The 19,545-nt window shown below is 64.8% G+C and carries 19 protein-coding genes and 1 tRNA gene; 6 read left to right on the top strand and 14 right to left on the bottom strand.

Annotated features, from left to right (window positions below; all coding sequences use genetic code 11):
• Positions 1-7: 7 nt before the first annotated feature.
• Positions 8-1,282: an ATP-dependent Clp protease ATP-binding subunit ClpX gene (clpX, locus tag U1700_RS08225; protein ID WP_332751809.1), complete on the bottom strand. Its 1,275-nt coding sequence runs from the start codon at positions 1,280-1,282 to the stop codon at positions 8-10.
• Positions 1,283-1,497: 215 nt separating this feature from the next.
• Between clpX and U1700_RS08230 the strand changes: the two genes are divergently transcribed.
• Positions 1,498-2,358 (top strand): aldose 1-epimerase, encoded by an 861-nt coding sequence (locus U1700_RS08230; protein ID WP_332751811.1) that lies wholly within the window; start codon positions 1,498-1,500, stop codon positions 2,356-2,358.
• Here the strand turns inward: U1700_RS08230 and U1700_RS08235 are convergent.
• The 4 genes from U1700_RS08235 to U1700_RS08250 form a co-directional block, all read right to left on the bottom strand.
• A complete protein-coding gene (locus U1700_RS08235) occupies positions 2,355-3,008 on the bottom strand; it encodes an ATP-dependent Clp protease proteolytic subunit (protein WP_332751813.1) in 654 nt (217 codons plus the stop codon). The genes U1700_RS08230 and U1700_RS08235 overlap by 4 nt on opposite strands.
• Before the next feature lie 64 nt (positions 3,009-3,072).
• Positions 3,073-4,005, bottom strand: a complete 933-nt coding sequence (locus U1700_RS08240) for a glycosyltransferase (protein WP_332751815.1) — start codon at positions 4,003-4,005, stop codon at positions 3,073-3,075.
• Positions 4,006-4,037: 32 nt separating this feature from the next.
• Positions 4,038-5,627, bottom strand: coding sequence for a trigger factor (gene tig / locus U1700_RS08245; RefSeq protein ID WP_332752282.1), 1,590 nt, complete (start codon positions 5,625-5,627; stop codon positions 4,038-4,040).
• A 55-nt stretch (positions 5,628-5,682) separates the two neighbouring features.
• Positions 5,683-5,766: transfer RNA gene (locus U1700_RS08250), tRNA-Leu, on the bottom strand.
• 116 nt (positions 5,767-5,882) lie between these two features.
• On the opposite strand from U1700_RS08250, the gene U1700_RS08255 reads away from it, so the two are divergent.
• Complete coding sequence (locus U1700_RS08255; RefSeq protein ID WP_332751817.1) at positions 5,883-6,053, top strand: hypothetical protein; 171 nt, start codon at positions 5,883-5,885, stop codon at positions 6,051-6,053.
• Complete coding sequence (locus U1700_RS08260; RefSeq protein WP_332751819.1) at positions 6,053-6,178, top strand: hypothetical protein; 126 nt, start codon at positions 6,053-6,055, stop codon at positions 6,176-6,178. The genes U1700_RS08255 and U1700_RS08260 overlap by 1 nt, the downstream gene beginning before the upstream one ends.
• Here U1700_RS08260 and U1700_RS08265 read toward each other — a convergent pair.
• The 8 genes from U1700_RS08265 to U1700_RS08300 form a co-directional block, all read right to left on the bottom strand.
• The gene (locus U1700_RS08265) at positions 6,175-6,798 is read right to left on the bottom strand and encodes a hypothetical protein (protein WP_332751821.1); all 624 of its coding nucleotides are present in this window, start codon (positions 6,796-6,798) and stop codon (positions 6,175-6,177) included. The genes U1700_RS08260 and U1700_RS08265 overlap by 4 nt on opposite strands.
• Before the next feature lie 3 nt (positions 6,799-6,801).
• Entirely contained in the window at positions 6,802-8,028 is a 1,227-nt protein-coding gene (locus tag U1700_RS08270; RefSeq protein ID WP_332751823.1) for a M48 family metalloprotease, read from the bottom strand.
• Positions 8,025-8,798, bottom strand: a complete 774-nt coding sequence (locus U1700_RS08275; protein ID WP_332751825.1) for a hypothetical protein — start codon at positions 8,796-8,798, stop codon at positions 8,025-8,027. Before U1700_RS08275 ends, U1700_RS08270 begins: the two co-directional genes overlap by 4 nt.
• 66 nt (positions 8,799-8,864) lie before the next feature.
• The gene (locus U1700_RS08280) at positions 8,865-10,487 is read right to left on the bottom strand and encodes an alkaline phosphatase family protein (RefSeq protein ID WP_332751827.1); all 1,623 of its coding nucleotides are present in this window, start codon (positions 10,485-10,487) and stop codon (positions 8,865-8,867) included.
• A 17-nt stretch (positions 10,488-10,504) separates the two neighbouring features.
• Complete coding sequence (gatB, locus tag U1700_RS08285) at positions 10,505-11,971, bottom strand: Asp-tRNA(Asn)/Glu-tRNA(Gln) amidotransferase subunit GatB (protein WP_332751829.1); 1,467 nt, start codon at positions 11,969-11,971, stop codon at positions 10,505-10,507.
• Positions 11,968-13,449, bottom strand: a complete 1,482-nt coding sequence (gatA, locus tag U1700_RS08290; protein ID WP_332751831.1) for an Asp-tRNA(Asn)/Glu-tRNA(Gln) amidotransferase subunit GatA — start codon at positions 13,447-13,449, stop codon at positions 11,968-11,970. The genes gatB and gatA overlap by 4 nt, the downstream gene beginning before the upstream one ends.
• On the bottom strand, positions 13,449-13,736 hold the full coding sequence (gene gatC, locus U1700_RS08295; protein WP_332751833.1) for an Asp-tRNA(Asn)/Glu-tRNA(Gln) amidotransferase subunit GatC: 288 nt from the start codon (positions 13,734-13,736) through the stop codon (positions 13,449-13,451). Before gatC ends, gatA begins: the two co-directional genes overlap by 1 nt.
• 102 nt (positions 13,737-13,838) lie before the next feature.
• Complete coding sequence (locus U1700_RS08300) at positions 13,839-15,572, bottom strand: DUF4153 domain-containing protein (protein WP_332751835.1); 1,734 nt, start codon at positions 15,570-15,572, stop codon at positions 13,839-13,841.
• Positions 15,573-15,684: 112 nt separating this feature from the next.
• On the opposite strand from U1700_RS08300, the gene U1700_RS08305 reads away from it, so the two are divergent.
• From U1700_RS08305 to U1700_RS08315, 3 genes are read left to right on the top strand one after another with little or no spacing between them, the layout of a single operon-like run.
• Entirely contained in the window at positions 15,685-16,785 is a 1,101-nt protein-coding gene (locus tag U1700_RS08305) for a DUF3089 domain-containing protein (RefSeq protein ID WP_332751837.1), read from the top strand.
• Positions 16,776-17,252 carry a Holliday junction resolvase RuvX gene (ruvX, locus tag U1700_RS08310; protein ID WP_332751839.1) on the top strand — a complete coding sequence of 159 codons (477 nt, stop codon included), beginning with the start codon at positions 16,776-16,778 and terminating at the stop codon, positions 17,250-17,252. Before U1700_RS08305 ends, ruvX begins: the two co-directional genes overlap by 10 nt.
• 11 nt (positions 17,253-17,263) lie before the next feature.
• Positions 17,264-18,169: an aspartate carbamoyltransferase catalytic subunit gene (locus U1700_RS08315; protein ID WP_332751841.1), complete on the top strand. Its 906-nt coding sequence runs from the start codon at positions 17,264-17,266 to the stop codon at positions 18,167-18,169.
• 4 nt (positions 18,170-18,173) lie between these two features.
• Here the strand turns inward: U1700_RS08315 and U1700_RS08320 are convergent, their stop codons facing one another.
• The gene (locus U1700_RS08320; RefSeq protein WP_332751843.1) at positions 18,174-19,532 is read right to left on the bottom strand and encodes an SPOR domain-containing protein; all 1,359 of its coding nucleotides are present in this window, start codon (positions 19,530-19,532) and stop codon (positions 18,174-18,176) included.
• Between the last annotated feature and the right edge of the window lie 13 nt (positions 19,533-19,545).

Genomic DNA, 19,545 nt, shown 5'->3' on the forward strand with positions numbered 1-19,545 from the left:
GGCCCTGTCAGGCGGCGTCTCCCGCCTGCGCCTTTTCCTTGCCCGAATAGACACGGACCGGGTCTTTCAACCCGGCAACGACGTCCTTGTCGACATGAACCTCGTCGACGCCTTCCATCGAGGGCAAGTCGAACATCGTGTCGAGCAGGATGCCCTCGATGATCGAGCGCAACCCGCGCGCACCGGTGCGGCGATCGATCGCCTTCTTGGCGACCGCCGACAATGCCTCTTCGGTGAAGGCAAGTTCGACCTCCTCCATGTCGAACAGCTTCTGATATTGCTTCACCAACGCATTCTTGGGTTCGACCAATATCTTGACGAGGGCTTCCTCGTCGAGATCCTCCAGCGTGGCGATCACCGGCAGGCGCCCGACGAACTCGGGAATGAGCCCGAATTTCAGCAGATCCTCGGGCTCGCAGCTTTTGAGCACTTCGCCGGTGCGGCGATCCTCCGGCGCGGCAACATGCGCGCCAAAGCCGATCGACTTGCCCTGCAGGCGGTCGCCGATGATCTTGTCGAGCCCGGCAAACGCGCCGCCGCAGATGAACAGGATGTTGGTCGTGTCGACCTGAAGAAACTCTTGCTGCGGATGCTTGCGCCCGCCCTGCGGCGGGACCGAGGCGGTGGTGCCCTCCATCAGCTTGAGCAGCGCCTGCTGGACGCCTTCGCCCGACACGTCGCGGGTGATCGAGGGATTATCCGACTTGCGACTGATCTTGTCGATCTCGTCGATATAGACGATCCCGCGCTGGGCCTTTTCGACGTTATAATCGGACGCCTGAAGCAATTTGAGGATGATGTTCTCGACATCCTCGCCGACATAGCCGGCCTCGGTCAGTGTTGTCGCATCCGCCATGGTGAACGGCACGTCGAGGATCCGCGCCAGGGTCTGGGCGAGCAACGTCTTGCCGCAGCCGGTCGGGCCGACGAGCAGGATATTCGATTTGGCCAGCTCGACCTCGGTGCCGTGCTTGGCACCATGATTCAAGCGCTTGTAATGATTGTGGACAGCGACCGAGAGAACGCGCTTGGCCTTGGACTGGCCGATCACATAATCGTCGAGCACCTTGTAGATTTCGAGCGGAGTCGGAACGCCGTCGCGGGTCTTGACCAGCGCCGACTTCGACTCTTCGCGGATGATGTCGTTGCACAGTTCGACGCATTCATCGCAAATGAACACGGTCGGGCCGGCGATGAGCTTCCTCACCTCGTGCTGCGACTTGCCGCAGAATGAGCAATAAAGTGTGCTCTTGCTGTCGCCGCCGCCTGAAAGCTTCGTCATAATCATCCTTCGCAGCGAGCCGTCGAGGCCCGGGAGCCAGCCCATGCTAGCCCGCTTTTTCGCACATTCAAACTCGTGAAGCCTTAACAGGTCCCGCCAATGATGCGAATTGTCCCAGATATGGAGAGCGGCGCGCCACGGGGCAAGGGGCTGGAATTGCTCGACGACGGCTGAATTTCCCATCTGCGCAGATATTATCTGGAGGCAAAACGAACATGACAAGTTGGCTGACACTGACCGCGGGCGATCTGGTGCTGGACCTTGCGCCCGACATCGGCGGGAGTATCGCGCGGTTCCGTAAGGGAGCGCAGGAGCTGCTCCGCCCTGCCCCGCGCCAAGCCAGCGACGCCGGGGAAATGGCCAGTTTTCCGCTCGTTCCCTTTTCCAATCGGGTGCGCGGCGGAACGTTCGTCTGCGACGGACGGACGGTTACGCTGGCGCCCAATCTGCCCGGGGACAAGAGCCCGCTCCACGGCCAGGGATGGCGCGCACCGTGGCAGGTCGAGCAGTCCGATGCGGCGAGCGCGACCCTCTCATTCGTTCACGAGCCCGGAGAATGGCCGTGGCATTACGAAGCGCGGCAGCTGTTCATGCTTGATGAAAGCGGGCTGACGGTGACGCTCAGCTGCCGCAATCGTTCGCCCGAGCGAATGCCGTGCGGACTGGCCCAGCATCCCTATTTTCCATGCGATGGCACGACTCGACTGACGACCGGGGTGACCGATGTGTGGCTGATCGACGCCGACGTGCTGCCGACCAATCGCGTCCCGGCGAGCGGCAAATATCTGCCGTCGAACGGCCCGGTGTGCGGGCGTGGCCTCGACCACGGCTTTGAAGGATGGAGCGGCGATGCGCTAGTCGATTGGGGCAAGGGCGCGAAGGTCCGGCTAACCGCCGCAGCGCCGCGCTTCCAGCTCTACGCCCCTGCAACGGGCGGGCTGTTCGTTGCCGAACCGGTCGAGAACGCCAATGCCGCGCTCAACCTGCCCCAGGAGGAATGGGTAGCCGCCGGGCTGGTGCTTCTCGACCAGGGAGAAGAACGCAGCCTGGCGGTCCGGTTCGAGGTTGAAGACTAGGCTGGCGTGATCTGCGAAGCGCCGGTCGACTCGCCCTCGACGGCGTCGGGACGCTTGTCGAACACCTGGTCGATGATCCCGAATTCCTTGGCCTCGTCGGCTTCGAGGAACTTGTCGCGGTCCATTGCAATCTCGATCGCCTCGAGCGGCTGACCGGTATATTTGGCGTACAGCGTGTTGAGGCGATGGCGCATACGCAATATTTCGCGTGCTTGGATCTCAATATCCGAGGCCATGCCCTGCGCCCCGCCCGAAGGCTGGTGAACCATGATCCGGCTGTTGGTCAGCGCCACGCGCATGCCCGGTTCACCCGCTGCCAAAAGGAAGCTGCCCATCGACGCGGCCTGGCCGATGCACACCGTGCCGACCTTGGGGCGAATATATTGCATCGTGTCATGGATCGCGAGGCCCGCCGTGACGACGCCACCGGGCGAATTGATGTACATGAACACGTCCTTCTTCGGATTTTCCGATTCCAGGAACAGTAGCTGGGCGGTGATGAGCGAGGCCATACCGTCCTCGACTACGCCAGTAACAAAGATGATCCGCTCGCGCAGCAAGCGGGAGAAAATGTCGAAGCTGCGCTCGCCGCGGTTCGACTGTTCGATGACGATCGGAACGAGGCCGGCGACGATATCCTGATGGTCCATGAATGATCCTTGGTGTGAAGCTCATGCCTTACATCGGGGCAAAGCCGGGCAGGTTCAAGCGGGGCTATCCATTACCCGGCGCGCGGTGGGCGAGATAGGCGAGGCGGCGGATTTCGCGGCGGCCGCGGGTGACCGTATCGAGGATCAGCCCGGCGAACAGGCACAAGGTCGCAACAATGCCGAGCCCGGTGATCAGGATCGCCGTAGGCAAGCGCGGGACAAGCCCGGTCGCGAGATAGGTCGAGATGAGCGGGATGGCGAGAATGACGCCGACTAGCAGCAGGCCAAGCCCGATCGAGCCGAAGAACAGCACTGGCCGCTCGATTCGATAGAGGGTGACGATCGTCTTGAGGATCCGCCAGCCATCGCGATAGGTCGATAGTTTGGAGGTCGAGCCCTCGGGGCGGGCGGCATAGACGGTTTCAATTTCGCCGATCGGCATGCGCAGTTCGAGCGCGTGAACGCTCATCTCGGTCTCGATTTCGAAACCGACCGAAAGGACCGGGAAGCTCTTCACAAAGCGTCGTGAGAAGGCTCGGTAACCCGAAAATATATCAGTGAAACTTCGTCCGAACAGTCCAGCAAGCAGACCTGTGAAAATCCTGTTTCCAAGGACATGACCGCCCCGATAAGCTTCGGCCGCTTCATGCTTGCGAGTGCCGACAACCATGTCGAGCTGGTCGGCAAGGAGCATTGCGACCATCGCCGCGGCGGCGGCCGGATCATAGGTCAAGTCGCCGTCGGCCATCAGGTACACATCGGCATCGACGTCGGCGAACATCCGCCGCACGACATTGCCCTTGCCTTGCTGCTTCTCGATCCGGACAACCGCGCCAGCGGCGAGGGCCCGTTCGATCGTCCGGTCGCTGCTGTTATTGTCGAAAACATAGATGGTGGCGTCGGGCAGTGCGGCGCGGAAGCCGGCAACCGTCCGCTCGATCGCCGCCTCCTCGTTATAACAAGGCAGGAGTACGGCAATCCGCGGTTGGCTAGCCATCTCGTCCCGTGCCCCCTGTCGGTCTGGCGGCCTCAGGCCTTCTTGGCCGCAGGCTTCTTGGCGGCGGGTTTCTTGGCCGGCTTGGCGGCAGCCTCGACGGCGACCGGAGCGTCGTCCTTCGCCGGTTTGGGTTTGGCGACCTTGGCGACCTTGGCTTCGGCAGCGGGAGCAGGCTCCGCTACCGTCTTGACAGGCTTTGCCTTGCTTGGTTGGGCCTTCGTAGCCTTCTTCGCTGACTTTGCCGGGGGGGCGACGTGGTCATGTCCGCAGTCGGGCCCGTGGACATGGCCTTCTTCACTCTCGAGATCGGCTTCGATCTCCGCGCGGGCAACCTTGCGATCGCTGATTTCGGCCTGCTCGAACAAATAGTCGACGACCTTGTCCTCATAGAGCGGGGCACGAAGCTGGGCGGCGGCCATCGGGTCCTGCTGGACATATTGGATGAACCGCTCGCGATCCTTGGGCTGATATTGCGCGGCGGCCTGCCCGATCAAGCGGTTCATTTCCTGCTGGCTGACCTCGACGCCGTTCTTGGCGCCGATTTCGGACAGGAGGAGGCCAAGACGGACTCGACGCACGGCGATGTTGCGATAGTCGTCGGCTTCGGACTCAATTTCGGCAAGCGCGGCGGCCTGATCGTCCTCATGTTCGGCTTCGTGACGAAGCTGGGCCATGATGTTCTGATATTCGGCGTCGACCATCGACGGGGGAACGTCAAAGTCATGGCTGCTGGCCAGCTGGTCGAGCAGCTTGCGCTTCATGTGGGTGCGCGTCAGGCCGTTAAGCTCCTGCTGTTGCTGGTCGCGCAGCAGGCCCTTGAGCTGGTCGAGGCTTTCAAGGCCAAGGTTCTTGGCGAAGGCGTCATCGATCTCGCCCTGCCCCTGGACCTTCACTTCGGTCACGGTGCAGGCGAAATTGGCCGGCTTGCCCTTGAGATTGGCGGCCGGATAATCCTTGGGGAAGGTGACCGATACGTCGCGCTCGTCGCCCGCCTTGGCGCCGACCAAGCCGTCCTCGAACCCCGGAATGAGCTGGCCGGATCCAAGCTCGAGCGCCATTGCTTCGCCGGTTCCGCCTTCGAACGCGACGCCATCGGCAGTGGTGCCGATATAGTCGATCACGACCTGGTCACCGATCGCCGCGGCATGGCTCTTGGGCGCCGCCACGAACGACTTTTGCGACGAGAACAGCTGGGTCAGCTGGACGTCGAGCGCGGCATCGTCAGGCTCGGCGGTAAGGCGCTCGAGCTTGATGCCCGTAATCTTGGCCTCGGGAATTTCGGGGAGCGTTTCCAGGCTGACGCGCACTTCGGCGTCCTTGCCTGGGGCATAGCCTTCGTCGAGTTCGACTTCGGGCTGCATCGCCGGCCGAATGTTTTTTTCGGCCAGCAGCGTCTGGACACCGGCCTGGACCGCGGTGTTGAGCGCATCGGCGGCAAGCGCCTCACCATGCATCTTGCGGATAAGGTTGGCGGGGACCTTGCCGGGGCGGAAGCCGGGCATTTTGACCTGCGGCGCCATGCGCTTCACTTCGCCGTCGACCCGGGCCTCGATGTCCTGGGCGGGAATGGTCAGCATGAAGCCCCGCTTGAGGCCTTCGTTCAACGTTTCGACGGTCTTCATGGTCACAGTCTCGTCCTGTCTCGTAAAATCGGGGTCGCCCAAGCGGACTTGGCGTTGGTGCGGGCGAAGGGACTCGAACCCCCACATCTTGCGATGGCGGCACCTAAAGCCGCTGCGTCTACCATTCCGCCACGCCCGCGCGGACGCTCAAGGGCGCGGGCTATAGCAAGGATGCGGTGAAGGGCAAGGGAAAGGGGCCGATCCGACGCAACCGCCCGGGCGTGCCAGTGGTTGAGGGTGAACAAGGAGATGATCATGCCCGATACATTGCCCGGCCAGCCCGACGGTCCGCCGTCAACCAGCCCTGCCCCGCCCCCGACCGTGCCCCCGTCCGAAGTGCCCTCGCCGACGCCGAATATCGACACGCCTGCGCCGTCATCACCCGGGGCGGAGCCCCCGTCGATGCCGACGGGACCGGTTGCTTGATGACCGGTCGCCTTATGGCGAGCGCGCCGATCCTGCCCGAGGAACCCGAGGGCGAACCCATATTGCCCGAAGTGCCGGTCCTGCCAGGTGAGCCCGAAGTGCCCGAGAGCCCCGACCCGGTTTAAGCCCTTAGCCTCGCCGTCGACGCCACATTTTCAAACTCCGGAAGCGCGGCGGCAAAATAATGCGCGCGGGCGGCGTCAAACAGGACGAGGTAGAGGCGACCGTTGACGACCGCGCCAACCGCCCGCCCGCGCCGCCACAATTCGTCACCATCGAGATGGTCGAAATCGAGCTGGAAGCCGGGCTGGCCGAGGAAAGGACGCGGGGCGAGAGCAATCGTCCTGAAGTCGACCGTTCCTGCGCGAGTTCTATAAAAAGTTTCGAGCATCGCGGCGACCTCCGGCGCAGTCATCGACGAGCGGAAGCGCGGCACCTGTTGATCGGCCTTGCGCGACTGGCGGACGATCGACTTGCCATCCTTCAGTCCCGAAATGAAGGACAGGCTGTCGAGCACCGGGCCATTCTGGGTCCAGTCCTCGACCTGGCGGATGTTGTCGAAGATGACCTGTCGCTGGCGGTTCCAATTCTCGCGCGGGAAGACGATCATCGTGCCGTCGCCGACCGCGCGCGGGCTGGGGCGGACGAGCGAATAGCTCGAGCCGAAGCCCGTCCCGCCACCGCCGATCGACGCGCAGCCGGACAGGGTTAGGGCGAGCGCCGGGACGATGAGAAAATGGCGCATCGATCAGCCTCCCATGACAAAAAGTTGCTGGCGAACGAACGGCGCGTCGGGCGCGGTCGGGGCCATCGCGAGATAGCGCGTGTAGGCCGCGCGCGCCTCGACAGCACGTCCGGCTTTCTGGAGCATGACGCCATGCCAGCGCCACGCATCGGGCGGGGCATCGGGCATTTGCACGGCGGCGGCATAGCCGGCAGCGGCACGTTCGGGATCGCGCTGCCTGGGATCGCCGCGAAGCCGCCAGATCTCGGCCTCGGCGAAGCGGAGCGGGCCGCTCCAGCCATCCTGGGCGAGCGTCTGGACGATATAGAGCGAGGCGCCGGGATCGTTTAATTTGACCTGATCGTCGAGGAGCATCGGGCGGAGGGTGGCGATGGTCGCGAGGTAGCGGGCGCGACCGTCGTCGTAGACACGGCCCGGGACGGTCACCTCGGCGGCCGCTAGCCGCAAGTCGGCCATCCGGCTCTCGGGCGCGGGATGGGTTTCAAACATCGAGTAACCCCGGTCGCGGTGCTTGCGGCGATATCTGGCCGACAATGTGCTTTCGGCAATCAACTGCTCCCACGTATGGGGCATGGCGAGGGGCGAGTAGCCGGCATTGGCAAGCAGGCGGATGCCCATTGCGTCGGCCTCGGCCTCAAGCTCGCGATTGTAGCGGAATAGCGACATGATCGTGCCCAACTCGGCGAGCTGCTGGAGCTGGCCAAGGTTCATCCCCGCCGCCCCGCCCGCCATTCCGCCGAGCAGCGATGCCGCTGCGAAGATGTCCGACTTCCTCTTGACGTCGCGATATTGGCGAAGCTGGTGCTTGCGCAGGAAATGGCCGCTTTCGTGGGCGATGACCCCGGCGAGTTGGGCCTCGTTGCGCATTCGCAGCAGCAGTCCGGAAAAGACGATCGCGAAGCCGGTCGGGAACATCATCGCGTTGAAATCGGGGACGCGCGCGAGATAGATGCGCATGTCGCTCGCCGCCGGGCCGCCGACCTTGCCGATCAGGGTGCGCAGGTAGGAAGTAACCGCTGGATCCTGGACCAATATGTTCGACCCCGCGACTTCCTCCTCAACTCGCTCGCACTGCTGCCACAGGCCCTTTTCGTCGGTATCGACCGGGCGATATCCGCGGCCGATCAGCGGGGTCATGGTCGCCGGCAGAATCCGCGCGGTGGCGGATCCGGCGCCAAGCCCAAGCGTCGCCGCGCCACCCAGCACCATGCGCCGCGAGAGCGCGGTCATTGCTGCCCCGCAGCGACGACCCGGCGCGCATCGCGCCCCGGCTTCATCCGCCCGAGCAGTCGTTCGACCATCTGGTCGGCCCCTGCTTGCGTTCGCAAATCGCCGAACCCCATTCCGGGCACTTGGCTGCCGGTCTGCAGGACATTGAACCACACGACTTCGCCGCTGTGGAGATTGACGAGGCTGGCATAGGCAAGCTGGCCGCTGCCCCCCGAGGGCGCGCAGAAACCGATGAAGCAGCCGGCGATGCCGATCACCTGCATTGCGACTCGCCCGCCCGAGGCAACCTGGTCCTCGGCGTGGAGGAACAGCATATAGTCGAACCCGGTCTTGCGGCCGAAGTCGATCGCGTCCTGGCCCAGCGTGTAGTCGAGCCCCATGCGCCGCTTGGTCGGCAGCGTGTTGCCCGAATACTTATGCTCGGCGATCGCCTGGTCGACTGCGGCATTGAGCCGTTCGAGGTCGGCGACGGTGGCCGCGTCGGCACCGGGGACGTTGGTACGGTGGTCGGCGATCAGCAATTGGCCGCCCCGCGCGCCCTGCTGGATGCGGAGCGCGGTGATGATTGCGGCGCGCGCAGCCTCGGTCCAGTCGGCGCGCTGTTCGGGCACTCCGCCCATCGTCAGCGAGGCGACCGAGACGTCCGGGCGAAGGACGAGCAATTTATAGTCACCTTGGGGCGGGGTAAATTGGAGGTCGGCGAACTGCCGCGTCGAGACACAGCCGGCGAGCATTGCGGTGCCAAGCAAAAGGCTGATCGTCCGGTGCATTGGCCCCTCCCACGATTATCTCGGGAAGCTGCCGCGTTTCACGAAAAGACGCAAGCCCTCAATGCGTTAGCGCGGGCAGCTGACTCCCGGGACGGTAGTAACGCAATGCCCGTCAATTGCCCCGCGCGCGATCTTGAGCCCAATCCAGGCCGCCAACGTGGGGGCGATGTCGATCGTTTCGACGGGAGCGTTGCTCGGCGCCGCCGCCATCCCCGCGTGCCAGAACAGGATCGGCACGCGGCGGTCATAGTCCCACGCGCTGCCATGCGTCGCGACATAGGTCTTGGCGTCGGCAATCGGGGTGATTCGGCGCCGAAGGAGCACGACGAAATCGCCTGAGCGCTGATCGTCGAACGAGGCGCGGGCTCGGTCACGGAGGCTCCAGGTGGCGGGATCGCCGGTGGGCAGGGGCGCGCGATCGAGCTGGGCGTGAGTGAAGACCGCCTCGACCTGCGGACTGGCCCGATAATAGGAAACCGCCGCCGCGAGCGCTCTCGTGCGGTCCGCCGGAGACAGCGCGCGGTCGAGATAGACATCCCCGAACGGCGAATCCCCCACCAGCACCGGCCCGCCAAGCCTGAGCTTGACCGCGATCGCCTTGCCCGCAGTCCCCGGAAACAGCGCCGGGTCGACCCGCGCGGCGCCTGCGACCCCGGCCAGTTGTTCGCGCTCGGGGAGGTCGTTGCCGCCATGATCGGCGGTCAGTACGACGGCATAATCGATCTTCTGCCGGTCGAGCAGGGCGAAGAAGTCGCCGAGATCGCGGTCGAGCGAGAGCAGCTGGAGGCACATTTCCTGTCCCTCGGTGCCATAAGTGTGGCCGACATAATCGGTCGCCGAGGCACCGATCGCGATGAGGTCTGTAGCCGACCCCTGCCCCAGCTTCATTTCGCCGATCAGTCCCGCCGCGAGGGCGAGAGTCGCGCCGTCGAAGGCGGGGCTCGCGCGGAACGACTTGGCATCGCCCGCGACCCGCGCGAAGGCTCCGGCTCCGACCGTCTTGCCGTCGCTGCCAACCGCGATTGCCTTCGCCTTTGCCCGGCACAAGTCGGGCGATTCGAGTGGCTCGCCCGGCGCCGAGATGAGGCGGGTAACGGCAGCATTGGTCGCGGTCGCCGCCGTCGGAACCCTCACCCCGGCCAGGTCGGTGACATATTTCTTGCCGTCCCAATACCAGCGCTGATCGAGCTTGTGCCCGCCCATCATCACCGCCGCGCGATCCTTCCCCGCCACCGCGACCGATCGGCTCTGCGGGGAGGCCAGCTGCAATCGCTCGCCCAGCGTCGGCACGCGCAGGTGCAGCGGCGAGACGGTGTAGCTTGACGACGACGACCCCGGCACGCGCTCATCCTCGGCGCAATAAACCGCCTTGTCCGATCGCGCCTGCGACTGGTCGAACCATGTGTTGGCGATGATCCCGGTGCGCGCCGGTCGGTCGCCGGTCAGGATGGTCGAGTGGCCGGGACAAGTCTCGGTCGCGGCATGGCCCTGCCAGCCGTTGCGATACGCCGCGCCCGACGCCATCCGCGCCAACCCGCCGGAGAACGCGGCGCGATATTCATCGAACAGATCGGCCGAAAACTGATCGACCGAAATGGCGATGACCAGTTTCGGCGGCGCGGCGGGGGCGGCGAGCGCGGGGGCGGCCATCGTTGCAGCGGCCAGCGCGGCGGTGATTATCTTGCGCATGTCGTTTCCACGCCCTCTTACTCGGCCAGCTTGGCCTTCAACCGCTCGTTGACCACTTGCGGGTTGGCCTTGCCAGCCATCGCCTTCATCGTCTGCCCGACGAAAAAGCCGAACAGAACTTCCTTGCCATCCTTATATTGCAAAACCTTGTCAGCGTTGGCGGCGAGGATGCCGTCGATGACCGCATCGATCGCGCCGGTATCCGAGGTCTGCTTGAGCCCGCGTTCCTCGACCACGGCCGAGGCCGACTGGCCGGTGTCGAGCATGATGTCGAACACCTGCTTCGCAAGGCTGCCTGAAAGCGTTTTGTCGGCAACGAGCCCGAGCAGTTCGGCGGCGTTCTGCGGCGAAACCGGGCTGTCCTCGATCGATCGGCCCATACGGTTGAGAGCGCCGAACAATTCGGACGAGACCCAGTTGGCGGCCTGCGCGGGCGGCGCGCCGGCGTCGAGCAACTGGTCGAACCAGCGGGCGATCTCGACCTCGGCAGTCAGTACCGCGGCGTTGTAGGCGCCGATCCCCATCTCCTCGAACCGCTTGCGCTTGGCATCGGGCAGTTCGGGGAGCGAGGCGCGGCAGGCGTCAAGGAAATCATCGTCGAGCTCGACCGGGAGCAAGTCGGGATCGGGGAAATAGCGGTAATCATGCGCGTCTTCCTTCGAGCGAAGGGAGCGCGTGACATTCTTGTCGGGATCGTACAGCCGCGTTTCCTGCGCTACCACGCCGCCGCTTTCGATCAGCTCGACCTGACGCCTGGCCTCGCCCTCGATCACCGCCATGACGAAGCGGACCGAATTGACGTTCTTGGTCTCGGTCCGCGTGCCGAACTCGTCGCCCGGTTTGCGCACCGAGACATTGACGTCGGCGCGCATCGATCCTTCTTCCATATTGCCGTCGCACGACCCGACATAGCGCAGGATCGCTCTTAACTTACGGATGTAAGCCCCTGCTTCAGCCGGAGAACGCATGTCGGGCTTGGACACGATTTCCATCAGCGCGACGCCCGATCGATTCAGATCGACGAACGACATCGTCGGATGCTGGTCGTGCATCAGCTTGCCCGCATCCTGCTCGACATGGATCCGTTCGACCCCGATCGTCCGCGAGCTAGTCTCGTCCTTTTCGTCGACCAGCACCGTCACCGAGCCCTCGCCGACGATGGGATGGTAGAGCTGCGAAATCTGGTAGCCCTGCGGCAGGTCGGCGTAGAAATAATTCTTGCGATCGAACCGCGACCATTTGTTGATCTTCGCGCCGATCGCCATGCCGGTTCGCACCGCCTGACGGATGCACTCGCCGTTGAGCACAGGCAGCATCCCCGGCATCGCTGCGTCGACAAGGCTGACTTGGGTGTTGGGCTCGGCGCCAAACGCGGTCGCCGCGCCCGAGAAAAGCTTGGCCTTGGACACGATCTGGGCATGGACCTCGAGGCCGATCACGACCTCCCACTCGCCAGTGTCACCGTGGATGCGGTAGTCGCTCACCACCATTTCTCCGCTTTGGCCGTAAATCCGGCGCGTTCCTCGATGGCCAGCGCAGCGTTGAGGACGCCCTGCTCATCGAGTTCTCGCCCGATCAGATGGAGCCCGAGCGGCAGCCCCTGCGCATCGAGGCCGCCGGGGACCGACATGGCGGGGAGGCCGGCGAGGCTGGCAGGAACGGCGAACACGTCGTTGAGATACATTGCCAGCGGGTCGCTCATCTTCTCCTTCAACCCGAATGCCGCCGAGGGCGCGGTCGGGGTCAGGATGAAGTCGCATTTCTCAAACGCTTCGGTGAAATCGCGCTTGATCAGGGTGCGGACCTTCTGCGCCTTGGTGAAATAGGCGTCGTAAAAGCCTGCCGACAGCACATAGGTGCCGATCATGATGCGGCGCTTGACCTCGGCCCCAAAGCCCGCGGCGCGGGTTGCGGCGTACATGTCGTCGAGCGTCTTCACTCCGTCTTCGCGCAGGCCATATCGGACCCCGTCATAGCGGGCGAGGTTTGACGAGGCTTCGGCCGGCGCGATGATGTAATAGGTCGGCAGCGCATGGGCGGTGTGGGGTAGCGAGATTTCGACCGGCTCGGCGCCGGCGTCGCGGAGCCATTCGACCCCTTTGTCCCACAGCGCGTCAATCTCGGCGGGGACGCCGTCGATCCGATATTCCCTCGGGATTCCGACGCGCTTGCCCTTGAGGTTACTCGACAATCCGGCTTCGTAGCGCGGAACGGGAAGGTTGAGCGAGGTCGAATCCTTCTTGTCATACCCGCTCATCACTTCGAGCATGATCGCGCAATCGCGGACGGTTTTCGCCATCGGCCCAGCCTGGTCGAGCGACGAGGCGAAGGCGATCACGCCCCAGCGCGAACAGCGCCCATAGGTCGGTTTTATCCCGCAAATGCCGGTGAAGGCGGCGGGCTGGCGGATCGATCCGCCGGTGTCGGTTCCGGTTACGCCCGCAGCCAGCCCGGCGGCGACGGCGGTCGCCGATCCACCCGAACTTCCGCCCGGGGTAAGCGCCACATTGCCGCCGTCGTTGCGCTGCCAAGGGCTGATGACGGGCCCGTATGCACTTGTCTCGTTGGACGAACCCATCGCGAACTCGTCCATGTTGAGCTTGCCCAGCATGCCCGCGCCCGCGGCCTTGAGCTTGCCCGAGACGGTCGATTCATACTGCGGCTTAAAACCTTTGAGGATGTTGGACCCGGCGGTCGTGTCGACGCCTTCCGTCGCGAACAAATCCTTGATCCCCAGCGGGATGCCGGCGAGTGCTCCCAATGTGTCTCCGCTACTGCGCGCCTTATCTGCGGCATCGGCGGCGGCCAGTGCCAACTCGGGGGTCTCGACCGTATAGGCATTCAGCGCCCGCCCGCCCGCCACGGCGGCGTTATAATCGGTTGCGACTTCACCCGCAGAGAAGGACCCGCCGGCAAAGCCGTCGCGAAGCTCGGCAATCGTCTTGGTCGTGAGGTCGGACACTATTCAATCACCTTGGGAACGGCGAAGAAGCCATGTTGCGCGGCGGGCGCATTGGCGAGGACCTTGTCGCGAACGTTGCCGTCGTCGATGACGTCATCGCGCAGCCGCAGTTTCTGCTCGATCACGGCTGTCAGCGGCTCGACCCCGTCGGTATCGACCGCGGACAATTGTTCGACCCAGCCAAGGATCTGGTTGAGTTCGGGGACCAGCGCCTCGATCGCCTCGTCGCTCATCGCGATCCGGGCGAGCTTGGCAATGTGGCGGACCTGCTTCGTATCGATCGACATGCGTTTCTCGTGGGCGGGATGCGGGGGCGCATCCCATGTGGCGCCGATAGCCGCCCTACCCGCCCCCTTCAAGCATCGTGCCGCGTGTCATTCGCCCGCGCCCTATTCAAACGGTTCGCCGACGGGCTTGCCATCAACGACCAGCTGTCGCCGCTGGACAGTTCGCAAATCGATTGGCGCGGTTGCCACATTCACCGCATGTTCGGGTTGCGATTGCCCGGGCGTGGTTAATACCGGCGGCGCCATATAGTCGCCCATATCCTCCCAATTGCCTTCCTTGCGCAGGATGAACGTCGACTGCGACAGGCCGATATCCTGCCGTCGCTCTCCGGCAATTAGCACCCGCTGATCGTCAACCCAGATTGCGGCGCAGGGCTGGTCACGACAAAATTTGCTCTGGGCGATCGCATCGCGAAGCGCGGGCGGCGCGGGACGGGTGGCGGGGACCATCCGTAGCCAGTGATCGAGCGAACCCGCCGCCTGCACCGTGCCGACGTCATCATCGACCTGCCAGCGATTCTTGGCCGCCAGCGCGGCGGAGGCCAGCGGGCGCTGATCAACCGGCCCGTGCTCGGCAATTGCTTTCAGATCTCGCCGCCCCGCCGGGCCAAAGCTGAACGCCATCGCGCGCCAGTCGAACTTGGCGGTCGTCACCAACCCGCGCGCCAAGCGGTCCATCTGGGAGCGGGTGGAAATCGCCCCGAAGTCGAGGATCGGCAGCGCCAGGAAGAGGGCAACCGCGCATAGCCCCAGTGCCATCTTGATCTGGAGCGGGCGCAGCAGCGCGTCGAAATCCATCCGCCCGCGCGCCACCGACCACCATCCCGCCGCGCCATAGATCAACGCCACGGCGACACACAGCACGCCCCAGATTCGTTCGGGGGTCCAACCATGCTGGTCGACGCGTTGCGCCAGCGAGACGGCTCCGATCACCGCCAAGGGCAGGACGCACAGGCAAAGCAGCAGCGCCGACTGCTGCAGGATTCGCCCCGGCCGCCGATCTTCGTTGCCGACGCCATCGCCAATCACGGCATTGGTCAACAGCACCGCAAAAGCCGCCGCCGATAGCATCAGCGGGGTCGTCGGCAGCGATGAAGCCCACAGCTTGCCAAGCCCGGTGAAGGGCAAGGACAGCAGGAACAGCCCGAGCCCGACCGCCAGCACAGGTGCCAACACCGACAGCACGACTGTCACCAGCCGCTGGAGATTGGCGACCAGCGCATCGCGCTCGCGCAGCAGCCCGACCGCACTTCCGAACGAGAAGCCAGCCAGGATCCAGCCGAACCAGTCCTCCTTCATCAACTGCTTGAGGACATCGATGCCGATCAGGTCGAACAACGCCGCCAGCAGCCACGCCAAGATGAAGGCAATCCCGACAAACACCAGTCCCGCGAACCCGATCACTGCGTCGGACCAGGCGTGGCGGTGGAGGGTCACATAATCGAACCGCCACGCGCCGGCGTCGCGCACCGTCTGGAACAGCGGCGCGGCAAGCAGCACCGCGAACAGGCCAGACAGAAACGGCCATTCGAACATCGTCGCGATGTGGTTGTAGCTGAGGGTGAAATAGCCGACCAAGCCGATCACCGCGCCCCACGCCAGTGCGAAGGCGGCAGACCACCACAATCGCTTTTGTTCAACGGTGATCGAGAAGGACAGGGCTGCGATCGCGACCGCGGTGGCCACCGGTTCGCGCCATGCGTGGGCTGTTTCGGCGAAAAGATAACGCCCCGCCAACCGCTGGAAGGTCAATCCGGCAAGCGCGCATACGCCGGCCAGGATCCACGGTCTCAGGGGCCAGTCGGATGTCTCGGCATCATGCCGTTCGTTACGCATAAATTGTCCCCCCGCTTGTCGCGGCAAGGATGGCAGGAGCGTCGGCAATGAACAAGCGTCACGCATCTGCGCGACTTGCCCGCTTCAGCCCCCTCCCCTAGTGCCCGCCGCCATGTGCGCTCGCCGTTTCCTGCTGGTCGTCTTCTGGATGATCCTGATCTTCGTTGCCGGGGCATTCGGCATTTATCAGTTCGGGAGTGCGATCCTAGCCCGGTCGGCGACGCCCGCCGGTCACTATGCCGCGCCACCGCCGCGCAGCGGGCCGGATTACGGCAAGGGGGCAAGCTGGCTCGCGCGGCCGGGGCTGGCGGGCGATCAGTCAACATGGTTGCCCGGTGGCATGACCGCGCCCCCCGGCGAAAAGCGCGCGGCGGTGTTCTACATCCACCCGACGACCTATTTGCAAAGCGACCGCTGGAACGCCCGCGCCGACGAGCCGGGGCAGGCCGCGATCAACGACGCCCTGTTCGTTCGCAGCCAGGCGAGCGCCTTCAACGGCGTCGGCGAGATCTGGGCGCCGCGCTATCGCCAGGCGGCGTTCGGGGCGTTCCTGCTCAAGTCTGACGACGCGACGAAGGCCCTCGACCTTGCCTATGGCGACGTCCTTGCCGCGTTCGACCGCTTCCTTGATGACCAGCCCAAGGGTCGTCCGATCATCCTTGCCGGGCACAGCCAGGGCTCGCTCCATTTATCGCGGCTCCTGGTCGATCGGCGTGCGGTGCTGAAAGGGCGAATAGTGGCGGCCTACGTCGTGGGCTGGCCACTGTCGGTCAGCGCCGACCTGCCCGCGACGGGGCTGGCACCGTGCGCCGGACCGGACGAGACCGGCTGCGTGCTGTCTTGGATGAGCTTCGCCGAGCCCGCCAATCCGTCGATCATCCTTGAAAACTGGGTCGGGACCGAAGGCCATGGCGGAAAGCGTGCCCAGACCGACCTGCTATGCGTCAATCCGCTGACTGGCACGACGAATGGCGTCGCGACAGTCGACAAAAATCCCGGCACGCTGGTGCCGACGGCCGATTTCGCGACTGCGACCCTCCTTCCCGGCGCGGTCGGCGCGCGCTGTGACGAAGGGCTGCTCAAGATTGGCGGGACGATCCCCCCGCTTGGACCGTTCGTCCTGCCAGGCAATAATTACCACGCCTATGATTATGCCCTGTTCTGGGGGGCGATCCGGGCCGATGCCGCCAGGAGAGTCGCCGCATGGCACTAACGTCGTCGGTCGGCGAGTTCGGCCATGCCCTTCCGCCCGGGGGTAAGCTTGCCGGACTCGATGTCGGGACGAAGACCATCGGGCTTGCGCTGTGCGATGCCAGCTGGAGCTTCGCTGGCCCGTCCGAGACGCTTCAGCGGACCAAGTTCGCGATCGACCTTGCGCTGCTTCGCCAGTTCATCGCGAAGCACGCCGTCGTCGGGCTGGTCGTTGGACTACCGCTCAACCTCGACGGGAGCGATTCGCCGCGCACCCAGTCGGTCCGCGCTTTTGCCCGCAACCTCCTACCCCTCGACCTTCCCACCCTGCTGTGGGACGAGCGCTGGTCTACCCAGGCGGTCGAGCGGGCGATGATTGCCGCCGATGTCAGCCGAGCCAAGCGGGCACTGGCGGTCGACAAGCTTGCCGCAGCACATATCCTCCAGGGCGCGATCGACGCTCTGGCCAATCTGCCCCGCGACGACTAACCCATCGCCTCATGCATTTGCTCTCGATCGACAATCTCTCCGACGCTCAGATCGGCCTGATCCTTGACGAGGGCGCGCGCTGGTTCGCCTATAACCGCCAGCCACGGCGCAATGCTAAACGGCTCGACGGACTGACCGTGATTAACGCCTTTTTCGAAAATTCGACGCGGACGCTGCTGTCGTTTGAAATTGCCGCCAATCGCCTCGGCGCGCAGGCGGTGGCGATGCAGGTTGAACAATCGAGCATCAAGAAGGGCGAGACACTCGAGGATACTGCGCGCACGCTCAACGCGATGCGGCCCGACGCGCTGGTCATCCGCCACCGCGACGTCGGCGCGCCCGCCAGCATTGCAGCGATCATGGACTGTCCGGTGATCAATGCCGGCGATGGGATTGGCGAGCATCCAACGCAGGCGCTGCTTGACGCCGCTACCATCCGTCAGCGGTTTGGGCGGATTGCGGGGCTGAAGGTCGCGATCTGCGGGGACCTCAAGCACAGCCGGGTGGCCCGATCGAACGTCAAATTGCTCAGCCGCCTTGGGGTTGAGCTTCGACTGGCCGGGCCGCCCTCGCTGATGCCTGCCGACCTGCCCTGCGCGGCCGGGTCGATCGACGAAGCCGTCGATGGTGCGGATGTCGTGATGATGCTTCGCGTCCAGCGGGAGCGGATGACCGAGGATCTGGGCGACGGCCCGGGGGAATATCTGGCGCGTTTTGGGCTCACGGCAGCGCGGCTCGCGATGGCCGCGCCTCACGCCGCGATCATGCACCCCGGCCCGATCAATCGCGGGGTGGAAATCGAGGGAGTGCTGGCCGACAATCCCCAGCGGTCGCTGATCACGCTTCAAGTTGAAATGGGCGTTGCGGTGCGAATGGCCTGCCTGGATCTTCTCACCGCCGAGCGAATTAGCCCTTAAAGGCTTAGCGCGATGCCATGCGGACAGGCGCATCGCCGGCGACGTTGCGGACAAAGCAGGTTGCCCCGGCCCGCTTCAGCCCCGAGCACATTGCGATTGCATCGCGCGCGCTGCCGAAGCCCTGGACCGAAAGCCGGAAGAAAGTCCCCCGCTCGCCGTTGAACCGCGCCGCGACCGGCGTGAAGCCGCGCAGTGCCGAGAATTTACCCGACACATGACGCCACGCTGTGGTGACGCTGCCGCGCGAGGCATAGGCGCCAAGCTGAACCACTGCGCGGCTGCGCGGTTCGTTTAGCGACAGCGCGGCGTGGCGGTACAAGGTGCGGGCATCAGTCAGCGCGGCGGCGCGCGGTGACAGCGACGGGCGCGGCGCATTTGCGTTAGACCGGGGTGCAAGCGAGGCGACCGGTGCAAAAGTCAGCGGGCGGACCGCAGTGGCGCGATGCTGAGCAGGGACCGCAACGGCGATAACCGGGCGAGCAACGACCGGCGTGGAGGCAGCGATCGGAGCGGGGTTGATGGTTTCCGCCACCACCGGCGACGTTTCGGCGGGGACGGTGACTGGCACCGGATCTGCCATTGGCGCAGCTGGCGCTGCGGCGGCAAGCCTGACATTATCGTCACGCAGCGCCAGCCGCAGGGGCTGTCCCGGATCACTCGCCGCAGCGGCAATTCCTGTCAGCGAGGCGAGCTGGTCCGACGAGCGGGCCGGCTTGGCGAGCAGCATCCACGACTGGATGCGGGCGTCGAGCTGGTCGGCCGATACATCTTGTGCCGCGACCGATCGCGCCCCTGTCCAGTCACCCGACAGCGCCAGCGCAAGGGCAAGATTTTGGCGAACGCGCGAATCAGCCCCGACTTGCTCGGCTGAATGGCGAAGCACGACGGCCGCATCCTGCGGACGACCGGCCAGCGCGAGGCCAAGACCATAGTCGGCCGGGTCGATCACGGCTCGCGCCGCTTCGAGGAAGGCGAGCCCTTGCGCATTCTTGCCCTGCGCGATGCTGACCAGCGCCAGTTTGAGCGCGACCTGCGGCTGGTCGGCCGACAGGGTCAGCGAGTCGCGATAGGCGGCTTCGGCGGAGGCGAAGCGGCCGCCGGCGAAATAGCTGTTGCCCAGGATCAGTCGGAATGCGGGTTCGTTGGGCGTGGCTTCGACTGCGCGCTGGGCGAAATCGATCGCCTGGACCGCATCGCCAGCCACCAACGCTGCCTGCGCGCGAGTGGCGAGCCCGGCGTTGGCGTTCGCCACCGGGCGCGCCTCAACCGAGGAAAATTTATGTGGCGACCCGGCGCATCCCCCCAGGGTCGTTGCCAACAGGGCGGCGCTCAATGCAGTGCCGAAGCGAAGTGACTTGTTCATCGAGCGTCCCCCT

The organism is Sphingomonas sp. RB1R13 (assembly GCF_036663775.1).
GTDB lineage: Bacteria > Pseudomonadota > Alphaproteobacteria > Sphingomonadales > Sphingomonadaceae > Sphingomicrobium.